The sequence below is a fragment of the Clostridium sp. CM036 genome, assembly GCF_055081135.1.
In genome coordinates, this window is sequence record NZ_CM143652.1 from 1,409,365 (window position 1) to 1,433,924 (window position 24,560).

Annotated in this window: 26 protein-coding genes and 1 pseudogene; 5 read left to right on the forward strand and 22 right to left on the reverse strand. The window is 34.5% G+C overall.

Annotation, left to right across the window (positions count from 1 at the left end; genetic code table 11):
• Positions 1–22: 22 nt before the first annotated feature.
• Complete coding sequence (locus tag ACWJKE_RS06665; RefSeq protein ID WP_258280764.1) at positions 23–910, reverse strand: acyl-CoA thioester hydrolase/BAAT C-terminal domain-containing protein; 888 nt, start codon at positions 908–910, stop codon at positions 23–25.
• A 417-nt stretch (positions 911–1,327) separates the two neighbouring features.
• Between ACWJKE_RS06665 and ACWJKE_RS06670 the strand changes: the two genes are divergently transcribed.
• Positions 1,328–1,825 (forward strand): hypothetical protein, encoded by a 498-nt coding sequence (locus ACWJKE_RS06670; protein WP_258280716.1) that lies wholly within the window; start codon positions 1,328–1,330, stop codon positions 1,823–1,825.
• Between the two features lie 113 nt (positions 1,826–1,938).
• Here the strand turns inward: ACWJKE_RS06670 and ACWJKE_RS06675 are convergent, their stop codons facing one another.
• From ACWJKE_RS06675 to ACWJKE_RS06700, 6 genes are all read right to left on the reverse strand, one after another.
• Positions 1,939–2,127 (reverse strand): hypothetical protein, encoded by a 189-nt coding sequence (locus ACWJKE_RS06675; RefSeq protein ID WP_220286665.1) that lies wholly within the window; start codon positions 2,125–2,127, stop codon positions 1,939–1,941.
• A gap of 343 nt (positions 2,128–2,470) precedes the next feature.
• Positions 2,471–2,974: a methyltransferase domain-containing protein gene (locus ACWJKE_RS06680; protein ID WP_462959285.1), complete on the reverse strand. Its 504-nt coding sequence runs from the start codon at positions 2,972–2,974 to the stop codon at positions 2,471–2,473.
• 126 nt (positions 2,975–3,100) lie between these two features.
• Positions 3,101–3,865 (reverse strand): IS21-like element helper ATPase IstB, encoded by a 765-nt coding sequence (gene istB, locus ACWJKE_RS06685; RefSeq protein ID WP_258876041.1) that lies wholly within the window; start codon positions 3,863–3,865, stop codon positions 3,101–3,103.
• The gene (gene istA / locus ACWJKE_RS06690; RefSeq protein ID WP_462959286.1) at positions 3,862–5,457 is read right to left on the reverse strand and encodes an IS21 family transposase; all 1,596 of its coding nucleotides are present in this window, start codon (positions 5,455–5,457) and stop codon (positions 3,862–3,864) included. Before istA ends, istB begins: the two co-directional genes overlap by 4 nt.
• Before the next feature lie 84 nt (positions 5,458–5,541).
• Positions 5,542–5,856 carry a hypothetical protein gene (locus ACWJKE_RS06695; protein WP_462959287.1) on the reverse strand — a complete coding sequence of 105 codons (315 nt, stop codon included), beginning with the start codon at positions 5,854–5,856 and terminating at the stop codon, positions 5,542–5,544.
• Positions 5,857–6,333: 477 nt separating this feature from the next.
• On the reverse strand, positions 6,334–7,107 hold the full coding sequence (locus ACWJKE_RS06700; protein ID WP_462959288.1) for a GNAT family N-acetyltransferase: 774 nt from the start codon (positions 7,105–7,107) through the stop codon (positions 6,334–6,336).
• Positions 7,108–7,638: 531 nt separating this feature from the next.
• Between ACWJKE_RS06700 and ACWJKE_RS06705 the strand changes: the two genes are divergently transcribed.
• Positions 7,639–9,240: a DHA2 family efflux MFS transporter permease subunit gene (locus ACWJKE_RS06705; RefSeq protein WP_220286662.1), complete on the forward strand. Its 1,602-nt coding sequence runs from the start codon at positions 7,639–7,641 to the stop codon at positions 9,238–9,240.
• Positions 9,241–9,533: 293 nt separating this feature from the next.
• On the forward strand, positions 9,534–10,145 hold the full coding sequence (locus ACWJKE_RS06710; protein WP_220286661.1) for a TetR/AcrR family transcriptional regulator: 612 nt from the start codon (positions 9,534–9,536) through the stop codon (positions 10,143–10,145).
• 292 nt (positions 10,146–10,437) lie between these two features.
• Here the strand turns inward: ACWJKE_RS06710 and ACWJKE_RS06715 are convergent, their stop codons facing one another.
• Positions 10,438–10,683: a hypothetical protein gene (locus tag ACWJKE_RS06715; RefSeq protein ID WP_369811898.1), complete on the reverse strand. Its 246-nt coding sequence runs from the start codon at positions 10,681–10,683 to the stop codon at positions 10,438–10,440.
• Positions 10,684–10,745: 62 nt separating this feature from the next.
• On the opposite strand from ACWJKE_RS06715, the gene ACWJKE_RS06720 reads away from it, so the two are divergent.
• Positions 10,746–10,931 (forward strand): TetR-like C-terminal domain-containing protein, encoded by a 186-nt coding sequence (locus ACWJKE_RS06720; protein ID WP_220286659.1) that lies wholly within the window; start codon positions 10,746–10,748, stop codon positions 10,929–10,931.
• Between the two features lie 578 nt (positions 10,932–11,509).
• On the opposite strand, the gene ACWJKE_RS06725 is transcribed toward ACWJKE_RS06720, so the two are convergent.
• The 7 genes and pseudogenes from ACWJKE_RS06725 to ACWJKE_RS06755 all read right to left on the reverse strand — a co-directional run.
• Positions 11,510–11,680 (reverse strand): hypothetical protein, encoded by a 171-nt coding sequence (locus ACWJKE_RS06725; protein ID WP_220286658.1) that lies wholly within the window; start codon positions 11,678–11,680, stop codon positions 11,510–11,512.
• Positions 11,681–12,521: 841 nt separating this feature from the next.
• Positions 12,522–12,899, reverse strand: coding sequence for a DUF3888 domain-containing protein (locus tag ACWJKE_RS06730; RefSeq protein ID WP_220286657.1), 378 nt, complete (start codon positions 12,897–12,899; stop codon positions 12,522–12,524).
• Between the two features lie 911 nt (positions 12,900–13,810).
• Positions 13,811–16,384: an ABC transporter permease gene (locus ACWJKE_RS06735; protein ID WP_220286655.1), complete on the reverse strand. Its 2,574-nt coding sequence runs from the start codon at positions 16,382–16,384 to the stop codon at positions 13,811–13,813.
• On the reverse strand, positions 16,381–17,064 hold the full coding sequence (locus ACWJKE_RS06740; RefSeq protein WP_220286654.1) for an ABC transporter ATP-binding protein: 684 nt from the start codon (positions 17,062–17,064) through the stop codon (positions 16,381–16,383). Before ACWJKE_RS06740 ends, ACWJKE_RS06735 begins: the two co-directional genes overlap by 4 nt.
• Before the next feature lie 82 nt (positions 17,065–17,146).
• Positions 17,147–18,136, reverse strand: a complete 990-nt coding sequence (locus tag ACWJKE_RS06745; RefSeq protein ID WP_220286653.1) for a sensor histidine kinase — start codon at positions 18,134–18,136, stop codon at positions 17,147–17,149.
• The gene (locus tag ACWJKE_RS06750; protein ID WP_220286652.1) at positions 18,123–18,809 is read right to left on the reverse strand and encodes a response regulator transcription factor; all 687 of its coding nucleotides are present in this window, start codon (positions 18,807–18,809) and stop codon (positions 18,123–18,125) included. Before ACWJKE_RS06750 ends, ACWJKE_RS06745 begins: the two co-directional genes overlap by 14 nt.
• Before the next feature lie 119 nt (positions 18,810–18,928).
• Positions 18,929–19,015, reverse strand: a pseudogene (locus tag ACWJKE_RS06755) (hypothetical protein); the annotation flags it as partial.
• Between the two features lie 1,080 nt (positions 19,016–20,095).
• Here ACWJKE_RS06755 and ACWJKE_RS06760 point away from each other — a divergent pair.
• The gene (locus ACWJKE_RS06760; protein WP_220286651.1) at positions 20,096–20,263 is read left to right on the forward strand and encodes a hypothetical protein; all 168 of its coding nucleotides are present in this window, start codon (positions 20,096–20,098) and stop codon (positions 20,261–20,263) included.
• Between the two features lie 199 nt (positions 20,264–20,462).
• Here the strand turns inward: ACWJKE_RS06760 and ACWJKE_RS06765 are convergent, their stop codons facing one another.
• The 7 genes from ACWJKE_RS06765 to ACWJKE_RS06795 all read right to left on the reverse strand — a co-directional run bounded on the left by ACWJKE_RS06765 (position 20,463) and on the right by ACWJKE_RS06795 (position 24,552).
• Complete coding sequence (locus ACWJKE_RS06765; RefSeq protein ID WP_220286650.1) at positions 20,463–21,497, reverse strand: L-threonylcarbamoyladenylate synthase; 1,035 nt, start codon at positions 21,495–21,497, stop codon at positions 20,463–20,465.
• Between the two features lie 162 nt (positions 21,498–21,659).
• Positions 21,660–22,136: a GNAT family N-acetyltransferase gene (locus ACWJKE_RS06770; protein WP_220286649.1), complete on the reverse strand. Its 477-nt coding sequence runs from the start codon at positions 22,134–22,136 to the stop codon at positions 21,660–21,662.
• A 153-nt stretch (positions 22,137–22,289) separates the two neighbouring features.
• A complete protein-coding gene (locus tag ACWJKE_RS06775; protein ID WP_220286648.1) occupies positions 22,290–22,532 on the reverse strand; it encodes a hypothetical protein in 243 nt (80 codons plus the stop codon).
• 2 nt (positions 22,533–22,534) lie between these two features.
• On the reverse strand, positions 22,535–23,098 hold the full coding sequence (locus ACWJKE_RS06780) for a flavodoxin family protein (RefSeq protein WP_462959289.1): 564 nt from the start codon (positions 23,096–23,098) through the stop codon (positions 22,535–22,537).
• A 306-nt stretch (positions 23,099–23,404) separates the two neighbouring features.
• Positions 23,405–23,635, reverse strand: a complete 231-nt coding sequence (locus tag ACWJKE_RS06785; RefSeq protein ID WP_220320222.1) for a hypothetical protein — start codon at positions 23,633–23,635, stop codon at positions 23,405–23,407.
• A gap of 73 nt (positions 23,636–23,708) precedes the next feature.
• Positions 23,709–24,242 carry a flavodoxin domain-containing protein gene (locus ACWJKE_RS06790; protein WP_216303606.1) on the reverse strand — a complete coding sequence of 178 codons (534 nt, stop codon included), beginning with the start codon at positions 24,240–24,242 and terminating at the stop codon, positions 23,709–23,711.
• Between the two features lie 118 nt (positions 24,243–24,360).
• Positions 24,361–24,552 (reverse strand): hypothetical protein, encoded by a 192-nt coding sequence (locus ACWJKE_RS06795; RefSeq protein WP_216303605.1) that lies wholly within the window; start codon positions 24,550–24,552, stop codon positions 24,361–24,363.
• Between the last annotated feature and the right edge of the window lie 8 nt (positions 24,553–24,560).

The following is a 24,560-nucleotide window of genomic DNA, read 5'->3' on the forward strand; positions in this document are numbered from 1 at the left end:
AATTCACATTTTGTTCATTGATTTACCATTCACATAAAAATGACAAAATCTGCTGTACACTGTCCTTTCTGGCGTTTGCACACTCTTTCGGATATTTTTGCTCAGCTTCAATAGCCCTTCTAATAAATAGTTTTTTTAATGGATTTACTATAGGTATATTTCCAAGTAGATGACTTGCCTTTTCGTAAACAATGCTTTTTACTCTATATGGATAATTTGATTTTAATAGCACGGTTTCCATTCTTGGAACGGCTTCATCAGCTGGCCAACAATCATCATTTTGCGCAGCAAGCATCAATATATCGGCTTTTATATTCTCAACCTTTATACGTGAGGAAGGTATTGGCGGATTTATGTCATAAATATAACGCATAGCTCGCCGCAGAGTGTACTTTTTATTTTTATGGGCTTGATGCAATAAAGTAAAAAGGCCCTTATCCAAAAGCGTACTGGAAGTAAAAGCAATGTCTTTTCCACCGTATGTATAGGTCGACTTATGTGTTCTTCTGAATTTCTTGTCTGCCCCCTCCATTACATGGTCAAACGGCGAAATTGCAATAACGCAACTAATTTCCGGAAAAAGCGATGCGCATAACAAAGCATATCCTGCACTAGTGGATGTTCCGATAATGGCTATTTTTTTAATTTTTTGTTCTTGGTACGAAAGCGACCACTTTATCGCTTTATGTACATATTCCACCGGAATGCCATGCATTTCTTTTGGGAGTCCGCTCCATTTATAAAAACCAAGGACAAGAACAGAGTATCCTTGTTCAACTAAAAATGAAGCCGATGCTTGCGCCCGTTTTGATCCGACCCCTGCACCACTCATGAAAATTATGGATTTTTCCAAATATTTATTGCCTTTATAAAATGTTCCGCAAAATCCGTCTTTATCTAAAGAAAACATCTGCACAATCAACACCTCCTTGATGTTCAGAAAATATAAATAATCTGCAGTTTAAATTCCAATTTGTATGCTTATTATATAAATAATCTTTACTTCGTCCTTGATTACAAATACGAATTAACTTATATGCTTAATTATACTATATATAACATATATTTCATACGAGAATTTTACAGTTCTAAGCGATAAAAAGCATACAACATAACGAATGTTATCTTGAATGGGTATTTCTCTAAGTGTCACATATGGACTTGGTGAAATATCTAAACGTACAGAGAAAAAGAAGTTGAAAGGTACTTGCACCTTTCAACTTAAATGAAATTTAACTAACTATGGCTGATTAATGGTGGGGATTTATCCAAATTATTGTAGTATGCACCCTTGTACTGTATAATTATGATATAAAACACACGAGGAGTGATTGCAATAGGTATATTTAGTAAGAAAAATAAAAACAGAAGTATAACTTTATCTTTAGTGGATGGAATAGACGGATATAGCAAAGAAACTTTGGTAAGTTTAACTATAGATAATGACAAACAATGTTTAACAATTAACGCAAGAGTATTTAAAAACCCACCTATACACCTAATGTTAGAACAAATAACAGGAGTACAACGTATTTCAAAAAGTAATATAATCCAAAAAAATAAAAGTACTGTCGGTAGAGCTGCAGTAGGTGGAGTATTATTAGGGCCGCTAGGCGCTATTGTAGGTGGTATGAGTGGAATAGGCGATAAACATACTACGGAAACTAAATATTACATGGTAATAAACTATAAATCTCAAAGTAGAGATGTAAAAGTGTTAAGTTTTAAGATGGTTGGTTTTAGTAATTGGCCCAGTTTTATAAAAGAGCTTAAAAGTAAGATAAATACTCAACACATGGAAGATACTACAGAAGTATACTTGTAAATATCATGACACTTAGGAAACTAGGCGTTATTTTTTTATACAAAATGAAGTGATCAAAATTGAAGAAGTAAGATGTCCTAAATGTAACCAACTGCTTTTAAAAGCTGATTACATTAAGGGGTTCTACGCCCAAAACCTGTTATTGTTTGGCGCAATAGGTTCTCAAAAATCTTCTTTAAAAATTCCACACATCTTTCATTTAAACGTTGATCTAATGCTTGATTAGAAATAACTATTCCTATTTTTGCACTAAGCTTTGTACATAAGGTAACAAGTGTATTATTCGCAACCTCTGCATCCATAAAACAGCATAAGCAAACGAATTCCCACGTATTAATTTTACCTTTTCTTCTATCATTTGTAAAATACCCCCATCAATGTGTTTTTATTATCATTCAAATAATAACATTTTTACAAATGGAGGTCTTTATTTTTATAGAATTTTCTTAGCTTGATGGCTATGGGGTACGGCGACGATTCGTGCAAAAAACAGCCACAAGACAGCATTTTGCCTTTTAAATGAACTGTAAAGCAAAAATGAAACTACTATTTTGTGGCTGTTATGACGTACTATAAGAAAATTGTTATTATTAAATTCTATTTAATAGCTTAGATAAATTCGAATTTATCAACTTCGTGGTATGCTCATTTTGTGCGTTGAGCTTGAATTATGCAATAACGCTGAGTGTCGCCTGCCACAGGAAGTAAATCATATGGATTTTCTGCCCATACAACTTCTGCTACAACTGTTGATATAATATTTTCAAAGCCTGCATTTTTTAAATCATTAACCAAATATTCTTCAACCAAGCCTCTTTCAAGGCTTTTGCTTTGGGCAAGCTCAAAGCTTTTACTGTCTTTTTCAATATAATTGCCTTGAATGACAATTTTGCCATTAGGTTTAAGTATTCGATATAATTCTTTTGCAACCTTATCATTCTCGGGAATATTTCCAAATGCGGCTAATGAGGCAATATAATCAAAGCTTTTATCCTTTATTGACATATATTTGCCGTCGCTTGCTATATAGAATACTCTATGATCATCTGTTTGCTTTAATTTTCTAGTCCACATTAATATGCGTTTATCTATATCAGTACAAACAATAGAGAAATTTTTATTATTTGCGTTGAGCATTTTTTGAAGCATGCAGCCCATTCCCTGTATTTGTCAAGTGAAAACTCCCCCATATTCTAACCCAAAACTCCTCCACCAAAAATTGTAAAAAAAAATAATATTCCCTCCAAATTAATTATATAGTGAAGGGAAATTTTATTATTGTTTTGCGAGCCATTCTTTAGTTTCCTTTAATCTGTAGGAGTTACCATTCATATTTACTATATATGCCTTATGCGTAAGTCTATCGATCATTGCAGCGGTCATAATAGGGTCTTTAAATATCTCATTCCACCTTTCAAAGGATAAATTTGTGGTTACTATAGTTGATTTTCTACCTGCTCTTAATGATAAGTGACTAAATAAAAGTTCTGAACCTTCTTTATCATAAGAAATATATCCCAATTCATCAGCAATAATTAAATCATATTTATCAAATTTATTTTCAAATGCTCTTAATACTTTCTGAGAACGACTTTCTTTTAATTGGGTGATAAGCGATGATACCGTAATAAAAAGAACTTTATAGCCAGCTAAACAAGCTTTTATTCCAAGGCCAATACTCATGTGGGTCTTGCCTGTCCCAGGATTTCCAGCTAAAATTACATTTTGTCCTGTACTAATAAATTCAAGTGAACTTAACGTCTTTAATTTCTTTTTAGCATCAACTGGTAAATCTTCAACTACAAGATCTTCGATATATTTTTTATAAGGAAACTTTGCTATTCTAATTCTATTTTGTTTACTACTTTCACTTCTTAAAACAGATTCTTTTTCCAATAATTTGTAAAGAAATTCTTCATAGCTTATGTCATTAATGCAAGCATCTTTCGCACCCACCTCAAAGTTGTTTTTTATACCTGCAAGTTTAAGATCTATTGCTAATTCTTCAATATCTTTATATAATTTCTTCTTATTTATCATATTATAGCCACCTCATTATTAAAATCTTCCGTTGATATTGGTATTAAAGATTTATACACATCTAGTAAACCGTTAGGTTTAAATTCAACAGTTGAATTTAGTTGGATAACATTATTTTCGATAAAATTAGTATAATCTCTATTACAAATAGACTTTATTTTTTCGGTTGTTATATCCGTAGGATTTATTTTATTTAATAAATTTATTGCATTTAGGACCTTAGAGATATTACTTTTACCTATAAATAAAAGTAATTCTATAAAATCTTTCTCTTTTTTGTTATAATAGGTATCATAGATGTTTTGAATCCTAGGGTCTGCTTGTAGCATTGCAGTGCTTGAAGCTAATGATCCTGGCTTTCTTTTAAAGGTATTAAGATAATGTTCAAGCTTAATAGACCATTCATAAAATCCTAACTTCCTTTCATGGGAAGCTATTTTTTTACCCTCACTAAAGCAAACAATGTCATTGGAATATACTTTTATGAATATTCTTTTTCCAACATATATATCAGGTACAGAATACCGACAGGTATTCACTGAGAATGTCGAATATTTATCCACTCTAGGTTCTTCTATCCTAGCAGTGTCAAGTTTTGCAATATAAGGCCCCATATGTTGTCTTTCCTCATTAAGAATTTCTTTTGCAGTCTTCATATTTTTTATTTTATGTGGTTGGCTATTCAATTTATCGCATGTTTCCATCAGATATTTATTAGCTTCTTCTAATGATTTAAAACTATCATTTTTACTAAAAGACTTACGTCGTACTACCTCTACACTTCGCTCGACATGACCTTTTTCATTTCCAGCTCGAGTATTGCAAAACCTAAAATCAAAGCCATAATACATGGACATTTTAAGCAATGCATCCGTAGGTTCTTTCTCAGTAGGTCCTACAAATTTTTTAACTGCAACTCTCATGTTATCATAAACGATTGTTCTATATACTTGTCCTATATGTTCAAAAAACAAAGCATGAGCTTCTTGAAAACACTCTGAATTTTGTTTAGCAAATAACTGTGCATATCTATAATTCCCTTTTGCAGATGTAAATACAGCCATTTGAAATGTTCTATCCACAGCATTAATAGTTAACTTTACTTCCCCCCAATCAAATTCACAAATATCCCCAAGCTCATATTCTGATTTTATAAATGCCTCGGCTCCATTCTCAAGTAATTTATTTATATAGTTACTCACAGTTGGATAACTTATATCGTAATCGTCTTCTTTTAACGCTTCATATATATCAATTTTCTTTTTTTGCTGCTTATGCCTCCCGGCATGCCGTTTTTGCTGGTTTTCTTCAATATACCCCTTTATCTTATTTATAATTTCATCGGTTAATTTTTTCTTTTTTCTATTTATGCAATTGTATTTAGGTTTCTCAACAATACTGTCCTGAAGTTCTCTTATATCATCAATTCCTCCATTAAAATTCAAAATTTCTTGTCTTGCCACTTCGTATTCTTTAACATATTTACTAATGGTTTTTCTATCAATTCCGGTCTCTCTAGCTATGGACCTTTGAGACTTTCCGTTTAGATGTGCCGATATTATGATGTGTTGTTTTTCACTCAATTTAATCATCTCCATTTCCCCCTCTTATGATGCCTCTCATAAGAAAGTTTACTGTAAGGTGGGGGATATTTCAATTAGAATTGTGGGGTAGTTTTAGATTAACATATACATTCCCGTAGAAAGATCACAAACTATGCCTGAAAAGCCTTCAATCAAGCTGTCCATGTGCTCACTCAGCATTTTTTCTGCCTCAAGTGTTTCTTTGTTTTTATGTACATTGTAATCTTTAATACAGGCATTATCATTATCTTTCTGTTTTGTGGCTTCAATATCGTTTTCAATCATATCATCCGTTATCTCCCACAATATCTCCTGATTACTTGACAATTTTGGAGAAACAACATCAAAAACTCCGTGCTCATAAGAGAATTTATTTCCGCACTTCTTACATTCCAATTTTTCAGACAAGTCACATTTGCATACGGGACACATAAGTAAATCTTGGATTTTTTCATTGAATTTTTACCCCCTGTTATATAAGTAATCTGTTTATAAGTGTACTTGTTATTCCTAATTCACAAACTTTTAGACTTCCCCCCAAAGTAATAGATAGTGGTTATTTTGCCCACCCCCCCGAAAAGGGGGAATAGGCAAATCACTAATTCGATATTCTCTGAAATGTAGCCATTCCCAAACTAGTTTCCTATATTTATATTTCAAAACATGTACTATCCATTTGACATATGTCAGAAATAAATAAGATGTACCTATGACACACAAAAACACCCATCATTAAAAAATTAATTCAGAACATTATTTTTGCTAACATTTTATTTCAAATAACGTTTTGAACTCAAGACGTTCCTAAGCCCTAGCGCGACGCGATTGGCGAAGGAATGTGCATTGGCTATCTTCTACTTGAGTGCGTTGTTAGGCGTTCGTACTTCATTTCAATTCTTTTTCTAATATTTTGTCAAAGTGGCTGTCCATGCAGACACTTATATCTGTTGTAATAAACTTACCATTAAAGAATAAACTAAAAATAGTTGCAGGACTTGGTGCTAATTGTGACTGTTCCATTGTTTCAAGTTTAATAATCTTGTAGGGCAAATTCCTTTTAGTAGCGGTTTCAATCAAAGAAGTCTTTGCGTGAAATTCTGCAAATGGGCACCTATTTGAAAAATATACAACTATTCCTTTTTTGTCAAAACATTCACCACTGAGTACAGATTTTTTAAACTTAGGTGTTTCAGCATCGGGGTCAATTTTCATCACTAAAAGGCTGAAACCGGATAATATTCTCTGACAATCTACGAATCCTTGTTTCAAAAGCCATTTTGTATCACTCATAAAATGGAATTTCTTTGTCCCAACAACAGTAACTAATCCACTTTTTCCTTGACTTCTTGCATCTTCAATAGCGGTTTTCAACAATTCTTTTCCATAACCCTGACCTTTATATTGTCCGGAAACCCAAAAACAGTTGACCATTAGATAATTTGGAGCATCTATAGGAACCCAGCTCATTTCAGCAGGTCCATATTCAATAAAAACTTTTGCTCTTGCATCAATTCTTCGGAAAACATAACCATTATCAAATTCTTTTTTTAGCCAATCTTTTTTTAGTTCATAACTTTCTTTACATTTCTTATCCGATATAGCGCAGCAAATGTGTTCTTCTGCAATGTTATCGCTATTTAGTTTGGTTAATTTTTTCATCTTTTTCACCCTTTCCTTTAATTAGTATGACGCCTAACGTATCGTGTTGCCGACACTCTCCTTTACGAGTACGACATATAATATATATTTAATCATATCACAACAACCATAAATTGAGTATATTTACAATTTTTTTAAAATGAGTAATAGCCTCAAAGTGAAAGTAACTCAATACACACTTAATCAAGTAAACCCATATCATCAGATATGGGTTTACTTGTGACGACATATATTAATGCTACTAACTATTATTTATTTTTATTTTTATTTTGACATTCGTATTCAGACAACATTTTTACTGTATAGTTTTTATGGTAGCCTTTTGCCTATATGGCTTTTTTTTAATGCATAGCTTTTCTCAAAAGGCCTTATACATTTAATATATAATTAATAAAAATGAACTTTATTTCACTTTTAATTGACTTCTATATATCTTAATTATATAATTTAATTATCGTTTAAAAAATGAACTTTGTTTCATTTTTATTAAAATATATAAGCTTAAATATATTAATTAGGAGGATATTTTATATGAAGGATAGCAAAAAAAAATTACTGGCTCTAATTGGTCTAGTTATGTCTGGGTTTATAGGCTCATTAGATTCTACAGTTGTAAATGTATCTCTACCAGCAATACAACAAAGCTTTGATGTAGAATTTCAGGGCGTAATGTGGATAAGTACAATATTCTTATTATTTAATGCAAGCTCTCTTGTTACTTTAGCAAAATTAGGAGATATGTTTGGTAGGAAAACGTTATTTCTAATATCTTTATCTGTATTCACTATATCATCTGTCTTATGTGGTATTTCACCATCTTTATTAATACTTATCATTGCTAGAGCTGTTCAAGGTATAGCTTCTGCAGGATTAATGACTATAGCTATACCGATAGCTCTAGGTATGTTTCCAAAAGAAAAAAGTGGAATGATAGCTGGAGCATGGGGATCATCAATGGCACTTGCAATGGCTATTGGTCCGTCTCTTGGAGGTTTTATAACAGAAAAGATTAATTGGAGGTATATTTTTTATATTAATATACCTTTAGCAATAATTTCTTATATATTGGTTACAATGTTTGTATCTAAAGATGAAATATTGTTAAACAATAAGAAAATAGATCTGGGTGGAATATTATTTCTTTCAATATCCTTATTCTGTCTGATTTATGGGCTGTTAGAAGGGAATAATTATGGATTCGATTCTATAAAAATATTAACATTATTTGGTGTTACAATAATATCAACAATAATTTTATTAATTATTGAAAAAAGAAATAAGAATGCTCTATTTGATCTCTCCCTTTTCAAAATAAGAAGTTTTACAGTAGCATCAGTTACTTTGGCTTTTGTTGGTGTTGTTTATGCTGTATGTGGAAGCTTAATAAATTTTTATTTAAAAGGTATATTGAATTATACTACTTCACAATCTGGAAATATAATAGCCTTTATGTCCATAGGTTTTTTAGTCTCATCTATTATAGCTGGAATTTTATCTACTAAATTAAAATTTTCAACTCTATCTTTTATAGCTGTAATAATATGTATGGCATCATTATACTTAATATCAACAATCAACCCCAATGTTAGTATAAATACATTAAGATTATACTTATTCATAGGAGGATTAGGAAACGGTATAGTCGGTGGTCAATTAGTTGCATCTGCTTTAGCAGACATCCCTAAAGAAAAAAATGGTCAAGCTTCTGGAGTTAATAGAATGATCGCTAATATAGGGAATTTACTATGTATCTCAATATTATCAGCTATATTAATAAGCAATGAAAATTATTATTTCAACTCATCTAAAAATGAAATGATTAATTCAATAAAGGTTGAATCTAGATTAAACTCAAATGTAAAAAATAAAATTATTGCTCAATTAGAGAATATGGATAAGGGTAACTATAACAAATTACCAGAAAGAATAAATTTTGTGATAAAAAATACAAGTACGCCTAAAGAAGAAGCTTATATATTAAGTAATATAATAAGTAGAGATACAAAATATACACGAGAGAATACATCAAAAGCGTTTACTGATACCTTCAGAATTTCTATTTTAGGATTAGTTCCAGCCCTTATTTTAAGTCTATTTGTAAATCCTGAATGCTTATATAAAAAAAAAGAATAGTAAACTTCAAATGTTAAATGCCTCCTTCAAGTACGTATTTAACATGCTACAGTGAATCGGTAGGTTATTATGAATTGAATTTTTTTAAGAGAATATATATAATTCATGAAATAATGACCTTTATTTAATTATTAAATAAAATATTTTAGTTAACTTTTATATAAAACATGAAAAAAAGTTCATTTAATATTATAAAAATTATAATATAATTTTTATAATATTAAAGTTGTTTTATTGACTTTTTTCAAAAGAAATTTTACAATGATAATGTAAAAGTATGGAGGTAAATATTAGTGAAGAACATACGTAAAATTCAAGTACGAACTATAGAAAACAAGGAAAAGCTCGTTATATCAGCCGATGATCTATTTATGATTAAGGGTTTTTATAATACAACATCAAAAGAAATAGCAAAACATGCTGGAGTTTCAACAGGTGTATTTTATAATTATTTTGATAACAAAACGGATATATTTATAGAAATTTATAAAACCACTTGTTCATATTCATATAACTATCTAGAGAATTTAATAAGTAACTTATCTATAGAAAATGTAGATTACAAACCTTTGTTTATAAACTATATTCGTAATGGTATAAAAGCATCTTGTAAAAACAGACATCTATATGATGATTTAGAATCATTAAAAAAAGAGTCCTGTGAAGTATACAACATTTATAATTATAACAATGATAAAATGATTTTACTTCTTCAAGATTTTATTAAAAGTTTATATCATGGAGAGAAAAACATTAATTGGAATATAAAATGTCAAATAATATTAAATACTGTTCAAAGTAATGCAAATGCTATCGTTGCAATAAAAGATACTAAACAAAGAAATGAATACATAAACAACTTAATAGATATGTTATATAAATTTATATTTGATAATAGGGATTGAGTAACATACAACATAATAAGATGTTATCTTAAATGAAAGAAGAACTGAAATTTTGAACCTTATTTACTAATAATAAAAGTGCGTAATTATTTAATACTACCGCATTTAATATGAAATATATATAAGGTATTTATTAATTTGTAAAAAATTAACGTTTAATGTTATAACTTTTCTAGTGATTAAGTCACAATTGTGTTTTATTGCTAAGCACTTTTGACAGAGTTAACTGTTTTTTTTAACGTAAAAAGGAACAGATTCTGAAAACAGATCCCGTTCCTTTTTCATTCTTTATTTATTCTTTTTCCTGTATTTCTGAATATTTGTACAAATATTTAGACCAGGAACCCATAATTTTGTGAAGCGCCGGTATCAGAATTAGAGTTAGAATAATTCCCAACAAGGAGGCTAACATGATTGTATTCATGCCATAATGCAATATCTTCTCAGCGGTATATAAGGACCAGACACTAGGCAGTGGTAAAATAATTGATGTGATGACTCCTGGTACATAGTGCTTAAAACGGATGCATATAAACATATGGATAAAAACCAAATGTAAAGTTACCCCTGCCCGCTTTTGATGAGGTAAAGGGTGAAAAGATGCCTTTTCCTAAAGAAAATATTCAGTACGCTTTAACATCTAGCACTGGTGGGTTTATGCACATCCTTCTCAGGTGGCTGAACGACAGTACACAGAAATCGCCAGAAGAAATGGCAATAGTAGTGAAAGATCTTGTTTCAATCTGCAATTATTCGAATCCCATAAAAAAAGCGAATCAGTCATGAATTTAGCTTCAATGAGGAATGACCCATGACAATAAATATTTGAAAAAAGTGTGTTTCCAATGTAAGAAAAGCCTACTTATTTAACAGCCGGAGCGCCTGTTTTTCTGTTCAAAGGAGGTATGCTCTGTAGCACTCGCTGTTGTGGTAACCGACACCCTGATGACCTTTATACTCAGGATGTTGTGGTGTTACAAATATATACCACTTATCTATATACAGAAAAAAATTGCATAAAATACCTAAAAGGTTTTTTAGATAATTTGCCTATTCCACCTTAGGGCTGGTCCACCTTGAACAAGTTGTGATGAACCTACAACTTGCACAAGGTGGCTGGGTATTTCAAATATACGTGCGTAGTATTGTTTACATCTGATACGCATATAATTTAGCTATGGCAGCACTTCCCATAATAAATTTTGCTGCAAATAGGGGTACAGGTAGTAACGGAACCAAAAACTACTATAAGTGTGCAAAAAAAATGGAATTTTAAATTTAAATAGCTGTTTATCATCAATCTTAAGAAAAGAAAAAAAGGCATCGCTGCCTTTTGGTTTGTTGAGCAATATATGAATGTTGCGTCATTTATGGAAATTAACTAATTTTGTAACGCAATACGCCATTCCTGTTGTGCCACCACAACCAACTATAATCAATATTGGTTCAAATTCTGCATATTTCATACTAAATGCAAAGGCTAAAAAGCCAATTATTGCACCAAAAAAATATATATAATAAGACTTATATTTCATAGTACCCCCTTTAAAATTGTTTCGTCATCGCTTTAAGTTGCGACTTAATCACTAGAAATATAATACCATTAAATACTATTTTTACAAACCAATACAGCCTATCTTTATACATTTCATAATTTAGTTTGATGTTAAAACGAATTACTCTCCGTAAAGGTGTACTTTTTTAAACGGTATATAGAGCGTTCACTATATCTAATTTTTGTGTTTTTGAACGTTCATATTAAATAATTAGTATTCTCAAACACCTACTGTGTACAGATTAGGTTTAGTTATCGCCATATATTTACAGACCTATAGCTGATTTCTGTTCCGTTACTACCTAAACCCCTAATACAGAAAAAATGGTTTTAGAATTACCATTAGGTAATGAAGTATTCAAGTTGTCTTATATTAGGGGGTAGTATCCGCTAAGCGTAAATTTACCACGTTAAGATACATATTACCAAAATAACGATAAATACAGGGAGAATATTAAATATACTCGTGTTATTTTAATATTTTTCTCAAAGGTTTTACATTAGCTAATATATATTTTTTATTACTTTTTTAGTTAGCATTATCAATACTATAATTCTACTTTAACTAACTTGTTTTGAGCAAAAAAATAAGAGCTTTATCATTTCGTGATTAAACCCTATGTGTATCAATGTTTTACAGTGATGTTATATATTTTTTCGAGTTAGAACTTTTTAGTATTAATTCTAAGTCGGAATATTTTGATAAAAGACTCTTTTGGTAATAACTGTCTCAACGTATATTTTCCGCGTTTTGCGAGCACTACCCCCATATGCAGTAGCAAATCTATTACAGAAAACAAAGTCCATATTAAGTTGCAAAATCATTGCAAATATAGAGGTAACTCAAAACTTTTAATATGTTCAAATTTTTTCATAATAACACCTGACGGAGATATTTCAAATGTAATGTTATCAATACCAATAGTATTATGCGCACCCACAAATGGTTTAACTTGAAGCTTTAATAAAAATCCAAATGTCCTATAACCATCAGGTCTAATAGCCTCTAAAACTTTTATATCAAAAAGGTCATATTGCACTGGCTTTTTATAGTATGATTCCAAGCCATCTTGTATATTTTCAAATAGCAATGTAGTAAAAATATCCTGATATAATTCTTCCGTAGAGTTTTTTTGTGGGATACTAGAAACTGAGGCATGGGAATTAATTGAAAAAGATAAAGACAACAATAATGTCATTACTAAAAATAATATATTCTTTTTAATATATATCACCTCTTTTATTTATTAATTATATTATTATCTTATAATTAATAATTTATGAGAATTATGGTATGATCAAATGTATATTTTATGAATGTATTTATAATTCAGCTATCAAGACAATCAACATATCATGATATGTTGATTGTCGGTATCCTTTATGGAAATATTGAGGATGGAGAGACTAAAGACATAGATATTGAGGATAGGTATCATTCAATTTACCTGAAAATTGATTGGCGCAGAAGTAATGAATTATAAATCAATCTTAGTATGAGACTAAGATGCCGCACTCAAAGGCTGGTCCACATCAAATTTTCTCATTCATTCTTCATACGAAAACCTGATGTGGCATGGGTCTGTGTAGTACCGGAACACAGGTCCTAAATTTTACCATCTAAGTTTCATTTAAAGATCCTCGTTTATCATGTTTGCGGATGCTCCACAGACTATGGCTGATGAAGGGAGATGGCGGGGAACGGCGGCTGGGGCAGTAAACAGGCCCGGCCCGAAGTTACAAGATACTTTGCTGTCGGCTGGCTAAATCAAGCCGTTATGTTTCCATAACGGCTTGATGTGCTGTTTTGAAATACAGTAATAACAAAGCACGGCAACGTCCTCCTTTTACGCCGCCGTGTCCCGAAAAAGGGGCACAGTTTATCAATCCCTCCGGTATACAGAAAACGGCGATTTTGATTTTCAAAACCACCGTTTTCTGTATATCTTTTTATGGCATAACGAACCCCCGCCGAATAACGTTTTTTTCTTTTTCCGCTTGCGCGGCGGGTTTTTTGCCGTATTTTATTGTGGTACAACTTCGGGGCGATTGCGAATCACTTGAACTAAATGTTTTTTTGATTTTCTATCAAGTCAATATCGGTTTTGAATTAATTCATGTCATCCCGAAGCGCGTCAATAATATTTTCTTTTTTTATCTTGCTAACAGAATACAGCATTGTAATGAACACTACAAAGAGCACGCTGAACACGCTGATTGCCATATTGCCCCACGGGAACATAAAACCGATGTCCTCCCCGCTGCTGACCATCCCTTTGTAAATCAGCCAAGAGGAGATTGCCGCTATGGGAAGCCCGAAGAGCAACGCCTTCATGCCATAAAAGGCACACTCGAAATTCATCATCTTTTGGAAATCGCGGTCAGACATCCCCACAGATCGGAGCATGGCAAGCTCTCGCCGACGCAGCTTGATATTAGTGGAAATAGTGTTGAACACATTAGCAACCGCAATCAGCGAAATCATAATGATAAAAGTATAAGCGAACACGTTGACAATTAATATATAATTGCGGCTCTGATCAAACATTTCATAATAATTGTACAGTTTATAATTGGATTTAATTCCCATACCCTTAATCATCGCTTCCATTTTAGCCATCGACTTTGTGGGATTCTTTAATCTAAAGGTCAATCCCTTAATAACCGCATGGGTATCGGAGGTTTCAAACTTCTCTTTGAGCGAATAGGGGACCATCACGCTAAAAATGCACGGATTCTTCGACCCGGAGTTTCCTAGGATCGGGAGTGTATCAGGCAGCACGGTATTGACAAACGTAATGCTTACGTTTCGCCCCTGTTTTATCTTCGGCTTGCCATTTGTTTCGGGAGCGATGGTAAAATTCATGGAAGAACTCTTGAATATATCAATCAGCTCGCTCTGCCCGGCTTTCGCGTTGTCTACTTTTTGGGCAACGGCGATCATTTTCGCGTTTTTCCCGGTATATTCCTTTACGGGCAAACCCAAGCCTTTGATAATATTCAGATAGGCGCTATCACCAAGAAACTGGATGTCCATTGGCAGATTAACCGTTTTGTCCGGCAAATTATAACCCGCGTATTTCCGGTAGCGGTCTGAAAAATTGCTTGCTTTAACCGCGCATGAATACTTCATAAGCGCTTGATACGAGCTTTCGTAAACACCGTCGGCGGTTTTCAATTTGTCGTAAAGCGACAACATTTCGCTATCGTCCATGTCCTGTGTGGCCAAACCGATGTCAAAGGTAGTAACCTCTACTGTCCGCTCCGACACCTGTTTTATATCCGTTACAAAAGCACTGGTCGATATAAACAGCACTACGCTTAAAACAAGTGATAGCACAATGCTGCGATAGCGTTTCTTGTTTCTTTTAAAATTCTTTAGCGCAAGGGTTCCCTCCAAACCGTAAATACGCTGCGCCAGTTTTGACGTTTTCACGGCTTTGGATTCAACTTTGACCTCGTTCGTCTGGCGAATACTCTCCATAACGGGAGTGCTTGCGGCCTTTCTGGCCGGGATATAGGCCGAAATCAGAATTGTAACTATGCTGACTGCCGCCGCGCCGACAATCGCGGGGACGGACACTGTCAAGGTGAAATGGACGTTGCTGTAGAGAACGTGCTCAAAATTCTTGGCGACACCGGAAATCACAAGCCCGATGCTGCCTATGCCAACGATAACGCCAATCGGTATGCCGACCGCACCTATACAAAGTCCCTCAACTAGCACCGAATTTCGCAGCTGCCTCGCTGTGGCTCCCACCGACGAGAGAATCCCGAACTGGTGTGTGCGTTCATTCATTGATATGTTGAACGAATTATAAATCAGAAAAATCGAGCCTACCATTATCAATGCAACCAAAATGCCGCCAATCGAGTACAGAAGCGTGTTGAAAAACTTATCCTCCGAAAGACCCATGAAGCGCAACACATTATCGTTAAATACATAGCTATGGCTTTGGGCTGTGCTGCTTGCGTAAGCGTGAACCCCATGCGGGTTTTTAAGCGTGACAAATAGGTTTAAGCTGTCCGCTTTGCCTTCTGCATCTGCTTTCGTTATCAAGGTATATCCCGGCGCGGAAGACTCATCAAAACCGGGTTTTTCGCAGATTCCGACAACCTTATAGGTTCTCTTGGCTTTTGGCATAAGAGTTTCTTTTCCAGAAATGTAAGGGTTTTGTTGACTGAGATTTTTGTTGACCTCCATGCGGCTTCCGACAGCAAGTGAAAGCGTGTCACCCACCGCAAATTGAACGCCGCCGCTTGCTTCGACGCTCAGCGGAACAAGAATCTCCCCACTGTTTTTCGGCAATCTACCTGAAACCAGGGTTATGGGCAAGGTATCAAAGGCTTTCTTGCTAAATCCGGCTATAAAAAGATACGGCCTTTTGGGGTTTTTCCCTCCGTCAAGTTTTGCGTAGCCGATATTTTCAAATGTTGCGGTGTTTGCAACTCCATTGTCGAGAGTTCGTTCCTGTGCGAAAGAGGAATCAACGTTCAAATACTCGACGTGCCAATCGCCGTATTCCTGGGCCGCGCCTTTTGCCAGATAGTTCAGTATGGAAACACCCAAGGTAGCGACTGCCGTAATCATGGCGGCGGACAGGATAACCCCGATAACCGTTACAATCGTTCGTGTTTGGCTTTTTTTCATGCCTTGCAGGGTAACTTTATTGAAAATATTCATGGTCTCACCCTCTCGTCTCGCACTACTTTGCCGTCTGATATGCCGATAATGCGGTCTGCTTGCAGGGCGATATTTTCGTCATGGGTGACGAGGAGCAGGGTCTGCCCATATTTTTTATTGCTTTCTTTCAGCAGTTTGATGATTTCATGTCCATTTCGGCTGTCCAAACTGCCCGTGGGTTCATCGGCAAGCATGACCGCCGGGGAGTTCATCAAAGAGCGTCCTATGGAAACGCGCTGTTGCTGACCGCCCGAAAGCTGATTGGGTAAATGCGTTTTGCGGTCTTTTAGCCCAAGCAGTTCCAACAAGTCATTCAGCCGTTCCTCGTTGACCTTGCGCTTGTCCATCAGTATAGGCAAAGTGATGTTTTCCACCACATTCAGAGTGGGAATGAGGTTGTGAAACTGGTAAATCAACCCTACCTGCCGCCTGCGGAAAATGGCGAGTTTTTCATTGTTTTGGGCATATACATCCTGCCCCTCCAAATACACCTTTCCGCTTGTCGGCACGTCCACGCCGCCGATGATGTGAAGCAATGTGGATTTACCGGAGCCGGAGGAGCCGATAATTGCGGTAAACTCCCCCTTTTCGATTGTAAGCGAAACATGGTCAAGCGCGGTAACTTGGTTTTCGCCCTTTCCGTAGACCTTGTATAAATTTTCAATTTTTAAAAACTCCATTATGTGAGTCTCCTTTCTCATGTCTTACCCATATAATAGCACCTTAAACTTACATCTCTGTGACTTTCAGGTGAGAGATTAGTCACTTTGGGAAACGAATGGCAAATATTGCGCCGCCCTGCGGGTGATTTTTTGCGGTAATCGTCCCTCCCTGCCGTGTTATAATCATCTTGCAGAGAGCCAATCCAATCCCGTATCCTGTAGCGTTTGGGTTTTTCCCACGATAAAACCTGTTAAACAGGCAGGGTAAATCTTCTTTTTCAAAGCCCGCGCCACTGTCGTGGATGGCAATCTCGGTAAACAGTGGGTTGTCCGTGCAGACAATCTCAATCTTCCCGTTCTCGCCTGCGCTCTCCATGCAATTTTTGAGGATGTTTTGAATTGCTTCCGAAAGCCAACCTGAATCACCCTGAATAATCATACCTTTCGGTGCATCTATTTGAAAATCAATATCGTGCAGTTCCATTGGGATTAGAAACGGGCGAATCGCGGCACATATCAAGTTGTTTACATCTATCTGCTCGCTTTGGAACACCACAATGCCCGCGTCCAAGCGGGATAACTTCAATAGGGAAGTAATCAGCCAATCCATCCGCACAAGCAATTCCTCTGTTTCCCGCACAAATGCTTTCCGCTCGGTTTCATCAGGGTTATTCGCTAACAATGACAGAATGAGGTTCACGGATGTGAGCGGGGTTCGGAGTTGGTGGGCTATGTCGGCCAGCGAACCTGCAAGATGTTCTTTTTCTTTTTTCAGCACGTCGTTTTGCTCCCGAATGCGCAACGTCATTTTTGTTATCTCGCTGTGCAGAATGGAAAGTTCGCCCTCGTCCGATTCACCAATATACAAATGGTCAGCATTATGAAGCACAAGATCGATTTGATCTGAAATCCGAGCAATGCTTTTGTATCGGGCTTTGGTAAACGCGAAAAACGCTGTGCCAAAGACGGCGGCAGAAGCAATGGCAAGGATTCCAGCCAACCTATTTATTGTAAATCCCAGCGTTACAGTGGTGGTAGCTATTAAGGAGAACAAGATTGCAAGCTGCCGAAACTCTCTATTCCGAAGCATACTCGCCCCCCAATCTATACCCCGTTCCGCGAACGGTCAGAACGATTTGCGGACTTGCGGGGTTGTTCTCTATCTTCTCCCGCAGGCGTTTGATGTACACGGTCAATGTATTGTCATTGACAAACTCGCCCGCCGCGTCCCACAATTCGTCAAGTAGCCTGCCCCTCGTGATAATGCTTTTGGGGTTTCTAATAAACACCAGCAACAAGCGGTATTCTAATGCTGAAAGGAAAACCTCGTTGCCGTTTTTCTTCACAACGCCGCTTGCCGTATCGACATAAAGCCCTCGGATTTCAAAAGCCGACCTAGAACGCCCGCTTTTTCGCAGGGCGGTTCCAATTCGCGCAATCAATTCACGCGGACGAAAAGGCTTGGTGATATAGTCGTCCGCGCCCATATTCAGGCCGGTAACAACACTCGCCTCATCGTCGTAAGCCGTCAGAAAGATAACGGGAATATCTTGCGTTTCTTTGATTTCCGTGCAAACCATAAAGCCATTTCCGTCAGGTAAAGAAATATCAATCAACGCCAAGTCAAATTTATTCCCGGCAAGAGCGGCAAGGGCTTCACTCCGCGTAGGGGCGTGGGTGACTGTAAATTTCTCCGCGCGGAGCAAAAGCATAAGGTTTTTAGCGATTGCCTTATCGTCCTCAACCAAAAATATCCGTTTCATTTATTTTCACCATCCTTTACTTTACTGCTCCTATATCGTCCGTCAGCCGGTTTTTCAGTGTCAGCAGGAACAAGCCATGTATTTCCCATTTTTTTAGCTCCCTTAATCCGCCCGGAAGAGCAATGGCACACAACCATTCTGTCTGTGATTCCCGAAATTTTCGCTGCTTCTTTTGTCGTTATATAATTCACGCATAATACCTTCATAACTCTATTGTATTTATTTTGACGGAAATTTACATGCTGAGGTATAAAACAAAAAATTACAGGAGCGTTGAAAAGCGTTCACGCTCCCGCAAAGGCTAAAGATGTTAGGCGGCTTTAAATGTCAGTATTCCGGCAAGCAGGCCAAGGTGGTACATACCTTGCGAATTTGCTCAAAATCCCCTTGCGGGATTTTTGGAAAATCTGCTTATTGGGGAGTATCCCCAATCCCCACTGAACACACAATAAATTGTGTGGCTACGCTCACTCCGTGAGCTGAAAAAATCACAGGTCAGATTATCTCTGCTCCTGTTATTTTTCTTTTTTTCGATGAGCCATATCGTCGCCTATAAGACGATCAACATTTGCATTTGCGGTAACTACTTCCTACATTTCTTTTTTTACCGAATGGTACTTTGTATAGGCTTTTTTCTTTTGGGTGAGTAGCTCGGAATATTCTATTTGCAGAGCCTTGACAGTATGCAACTTTTTAACGCCCAGCTCATCAAAAGCCGCCTTTGCACGGTTACATTGAAATCTTTTTTCTCATATATACCTCCTGCTTGCAATTCATCTTATTGCTATAAATATAATTTTACCTAATTGACGTATTAACTTTAACCGTCTTATTTGGAATAATTTTATCGTAATTCGACAAAACGCAACGAATATTGGGGGGGATAGGCAAAAACACCCACATTCGTACACAATGATTTTAAAATTTAAATTCATAAAAATAGTTAGATTTATGAATTTGTCAAGTAAAATAATTACATTTTTGTAATTATACTTTCCTTGACGTACGAAATATCATTTTCGCTGACACTACCCCAAAAATAAATTGACTATTTTATTTTTGGGAATGGCATTGCAATTTTACTTATTCTTCCACAGTTATACAATAATTTTATAATAATTATTCATCACCCTCATTGAATAATTATTATAAGATTGTCAATAATTTAGATATCCTACTTTAGTTAAAAAATTATTTACAAAAGCTTATAAATAGATTAGCAAAAGATGCAAAAGTAATTCTACATCCGATGAATAATTTGAGAATTATTTATATGAGGAATTGTCATGAAGCATCTTAAAGTAGGATTTTTCGTAGTATCCATCATAATACTTTCCATACATTATAAGGTAGTTGAGATTAATTTTAATATCCTGTCAAAGAATGTAGGAAATATTGCTGTATGGATAGCTTGTACTATGCTAGGAGCGATTATTTCATCCTGGCTTGAATAATGAGCCGGAAGGTAGCTTCAATAAAAAGAAGTTGCCTTTTGCTTTTTACAAATTATTTACAATTCGCACTGTTTAGTAAGTTCGACATATCACAGTTACTGCATTTTGTTCGTCAATTATATCCTACAATATATTCTCAATATTGCTCTTAATAATCACAGCTGTTCCTGTTATTGTAATTAAAAACAACCGATATGATTTATATATGAATAATGTTTCCTGCACTTGCTTTTTCTAATCGATTGATTATAGAATTCCCTAACCCATTGTTATTGGGAGCTTGTATATAAATATGACTTACACTCAATTTATCACATTCTCTAATCAAATCAAACATCTTTTGTGCAGCTATATTTAACATTTTAAAGCTTCCTAAACTATATATATGTTGATAGTCCTTAAAATCGTTTAAAAATTCTTGAAAACAAATTACAACATCATTCTCATTTGCATTTTCTTTAATCCATTTAGAAGTTTTTACATAATCTCCTTCAACCAATGTTAGTGGTGCATCTGGTGCATAGTGTTTATATTTCATTCCTGGAGCCTTTGGAATTTCATTTTCTTTCACGCTTAATAAATCCTTTTTATATATAAGATTTGGAATCACATTACATATGTCATCCAAGCTTATTGCTCCTGGCCTTAGCAGTATTGGGGCTGGAGTAGACATATCTATAATTGTTGACTCTAACCCAATTGAACACGGCCCTCCATCTAAAATACAAGAAATTTTTCCATTTAAATCATTGTAGCAATGCTCGGCACTAGTAGTTGATGGCTTTCCTGATAAATTTGCAGATGGAGCTACTAATAAAGTTCCACTTTCTTTAATTATAGCCCTTGCTATTTCACTTTTTGGGAATCTAACTCCTACAGTTTTCATTCCTGCAGTAATTGTATCTGAAATGCAATCTTTCTTATTAAAAATCAAAGTTACTGATCCCGGCCAAAAAGTACCAAATACTTTCTCTGCTTCTTTTGAAATATCTTTGCATATGTCATACACTTGTTCCAATTTATATATATGTACCAATAATGGATTATCCTGTGGCCTTCCTTTAACTTCAAATATTTTTTTTATTGCATTTTCATTAAAAGCATCTGCGGCTAATCCATAAACAGTTTCTGTTGGAATTGCAATCACTTCACCATTTCTTAGATACTCTGCACCTTTTACAATATTTTTATAATTAATATTTAAATCTTTAACATTTAATATTTCTGTTTCCATAGATAAACTGCCTCCTATTTGCGTAATTTGTTTGGTATAATAACCATTACTATTTATCCCACTAATGGCTGTTATACCACACACCTATTCAGTTCCAAAAACAACCGTTTATGGTGCTTATACAGTTGACGAGCAATAAAAGAATGTTGTAAATTATAACCACTATAAATTTAATTCCATTTTTTTGTTTCTTGTTAACATTCCCATTTTTTCATAAAAATAAATTGCACCTTTATTAAATTCCCATACAACTAATTGTAATGATGAAGCACCTTCTGCTCTTACATAATCTACAATATATTGAAATAATAATCTTCCAATCCCATTTTTCTTATAATTTGAATTGACACAGAAATCATCTATATAAGCCACTCTTCTTGGTATTAATATTGATACGCTTTGCATATCAATAATTTTCACTGTACTATAAGCAATTGATTCTTTTTTATCAGTATTTTCAACAACAAATAATTTTGTATTATATGTATTCAATAAATTACTAAAATGCTCTTTTAATAAAGGATTATTGATATTAAAAACATCTGGTCTATTTTCAACATGCAAATTATGTACCTCGGCATTAAGGTTACTAATATCATTGTAATCACTACTAATTGCTTCTCTTACTGTTAAATTCATAAAAATCCCTCCTCCATTAGTTCGTTATATATTACAATTATTCATGTATCGTAGAATGTCACGGTAGACGTATTAGTCACCCAGTACACTCCGCACAGATCCCAGCGTGCGGAACTACCGCAGCGGGCTCTTCAAATATATTCGCTTACGTAATCACTCAAAACAGGTTTCGATTCTCATTTGTGTTTCTGCTCTTTCCACTACTCTATGTTTAATTAGTCCATACCAATTCATCTTTTTATTAAACTCTTCCAAGTTGAAACCCTTTCTTTGATTTCTACGATTCATCCATTTATACAATATTCTTAGGGATGGTCCATAGAATTCACTAAGTCCCTTACTATTTCCTATTACTCCGTAATAGTTGAAATATCCCCTGTATTTAGAATTTAACATTGTCACAATCCAAGGCTCATTCCTCTAAATAGATTGTATGGTATTAAAACAGCAAAACTCGGTGTATGCATTTTTTTAGATGAAACATCATTATGAAATTTTTCTGCCAACCTTCTGCATTTTATTTTTATTCTTTTATTTACTGTATAATCATTCCAACTATATGATATGACAGGTAATTTATAACAATAGCTAAATCCAATTCCTTTTAGCCACGCCGAAAGGTAGTTTACTGCACTATTACCGCCTACTCCACCCACTGTTGTAACAACTATTGCTTTGTTTTTGAAAAAGTGAGGTCTGTGAAACATATAGCACAAGTGGTCAATCAAATTTTTAGTCAAAGCGTTTGGTTGCATATTAAAGGTTGTCATTGCAAAAATCACGCCATCACTTTCATCAATTTTATCAATTATTCTCTGCATAATTTTATGATGCGGACAGTGTTCATGCCCTTTTCTAAAACAAAGACTACATCCAGTGCAAAAGGGTAGTTCCAAATCTGTTAACTGTATTTCCTCAAATGTTGATTCAGGTGAGATTTCATGTAAATCTTCCTGAATCAATTTAACTAACCGCCATGTATTACCCCTATGAGGGCTTCCATTAAATATTAAATATTTAATATTATTTCATCTCCTTCTAAAAATATTCATAGTTCATAGAGCAGTGATGTTTATGAATCCCTTCATCCTTATTTTCTTTTTCAAAGGTAGTATAAATAATATTTAATACGCAATATTATACTGTTGTAACACAAAATATTTATTTAATTATACTATCATTACCGTAAATTGTATACTAACCCAATATATATATGATAAGTGGCAGGTAAATAGGTATAGTACAAAGATTCATCTTATGTACTATACCTATTTATCATCAATCTTAGGAAAAAGAAAAAAGGCATTGCTGCCGTTTGTGGCTGTTGGACAATAACCTTTTTTCTGTGTTAATTCATCAAAATTACCTATCTCCTCTATCCTTCCATTGTTGGCTACTATTATCCCATCATACATTCTGAGTACTTCATCAACAAGTTTGTGTGTAACTACCATACACGTCAATTCATCAATACCTAAAATTACAGGTACAGTTGACATACGTGTAAAAACCGGCCACATTCTGGATATTGATTCCAGTACATGGCTTTAGTTCTTAAACAATAAAATACTGTTATGAATTAACATAAGTGATTATTTTATCTATATTTTTCTTTCTTGTAAAATCTACGGGCTTATCGTAGCAGGCTAGCATGCCTCTTTCATCAGGTGTTAAATCTTTTTTCATCTTCACCTTCATCTGCATCTTCCATTTTAGTAATGTCATAAGCACCTTATCAAAAGGCTTTAGTTTACTATAATTAAATCCACCTCTTAAATAAAAGAACTGTATATGTTTCTGTTCTCCAGGAGTAAAGTTTGTATTTCTTACTTCATCTATCGCCTCTTGGCTAGAGGGAGATGCTCCCGTTGCAAAAATAATGACTTTTTTATCTTTAAGTATATCCAAGTTCTTTGTTATATATTTTACTCCATTGATACCAACAGCATACAAACTGCCACCGTAAATCACGATGTCATAGGCTGCCACTATATTGGTTGCAACATTTGAAACATCAAAAATATCAGCCGATAACTCCTCTGCAATCCATTCTGCATATTGCTTTGTAAAACCTGTTTTTGATTTGTAAATTACTACAACTTTCATTATTAGAACCTCTTTCAATATAAATTTCTTGGAATTAAAATACAACTAAGCCTTACATCTACCTAAAATCAATAAAGAGATAGCTTCTACGTTCCAAATCATAATCTATTGGCTCCTTTTATTTTCTTGAAACTCCTTTAACAAGGAGTTCTACATAAGCATTTGTTGTAGCAGTTATTATATTTTCATCATAAACGTTATTTAACACAATCATAGTAACCACACCCAATATACTTGTAGTCATTAAAACTGCTGTAAATTTTGTATCATTTATAACAAAATCATCTGAGGAAACACCTTTATTTAGCATATTTACAA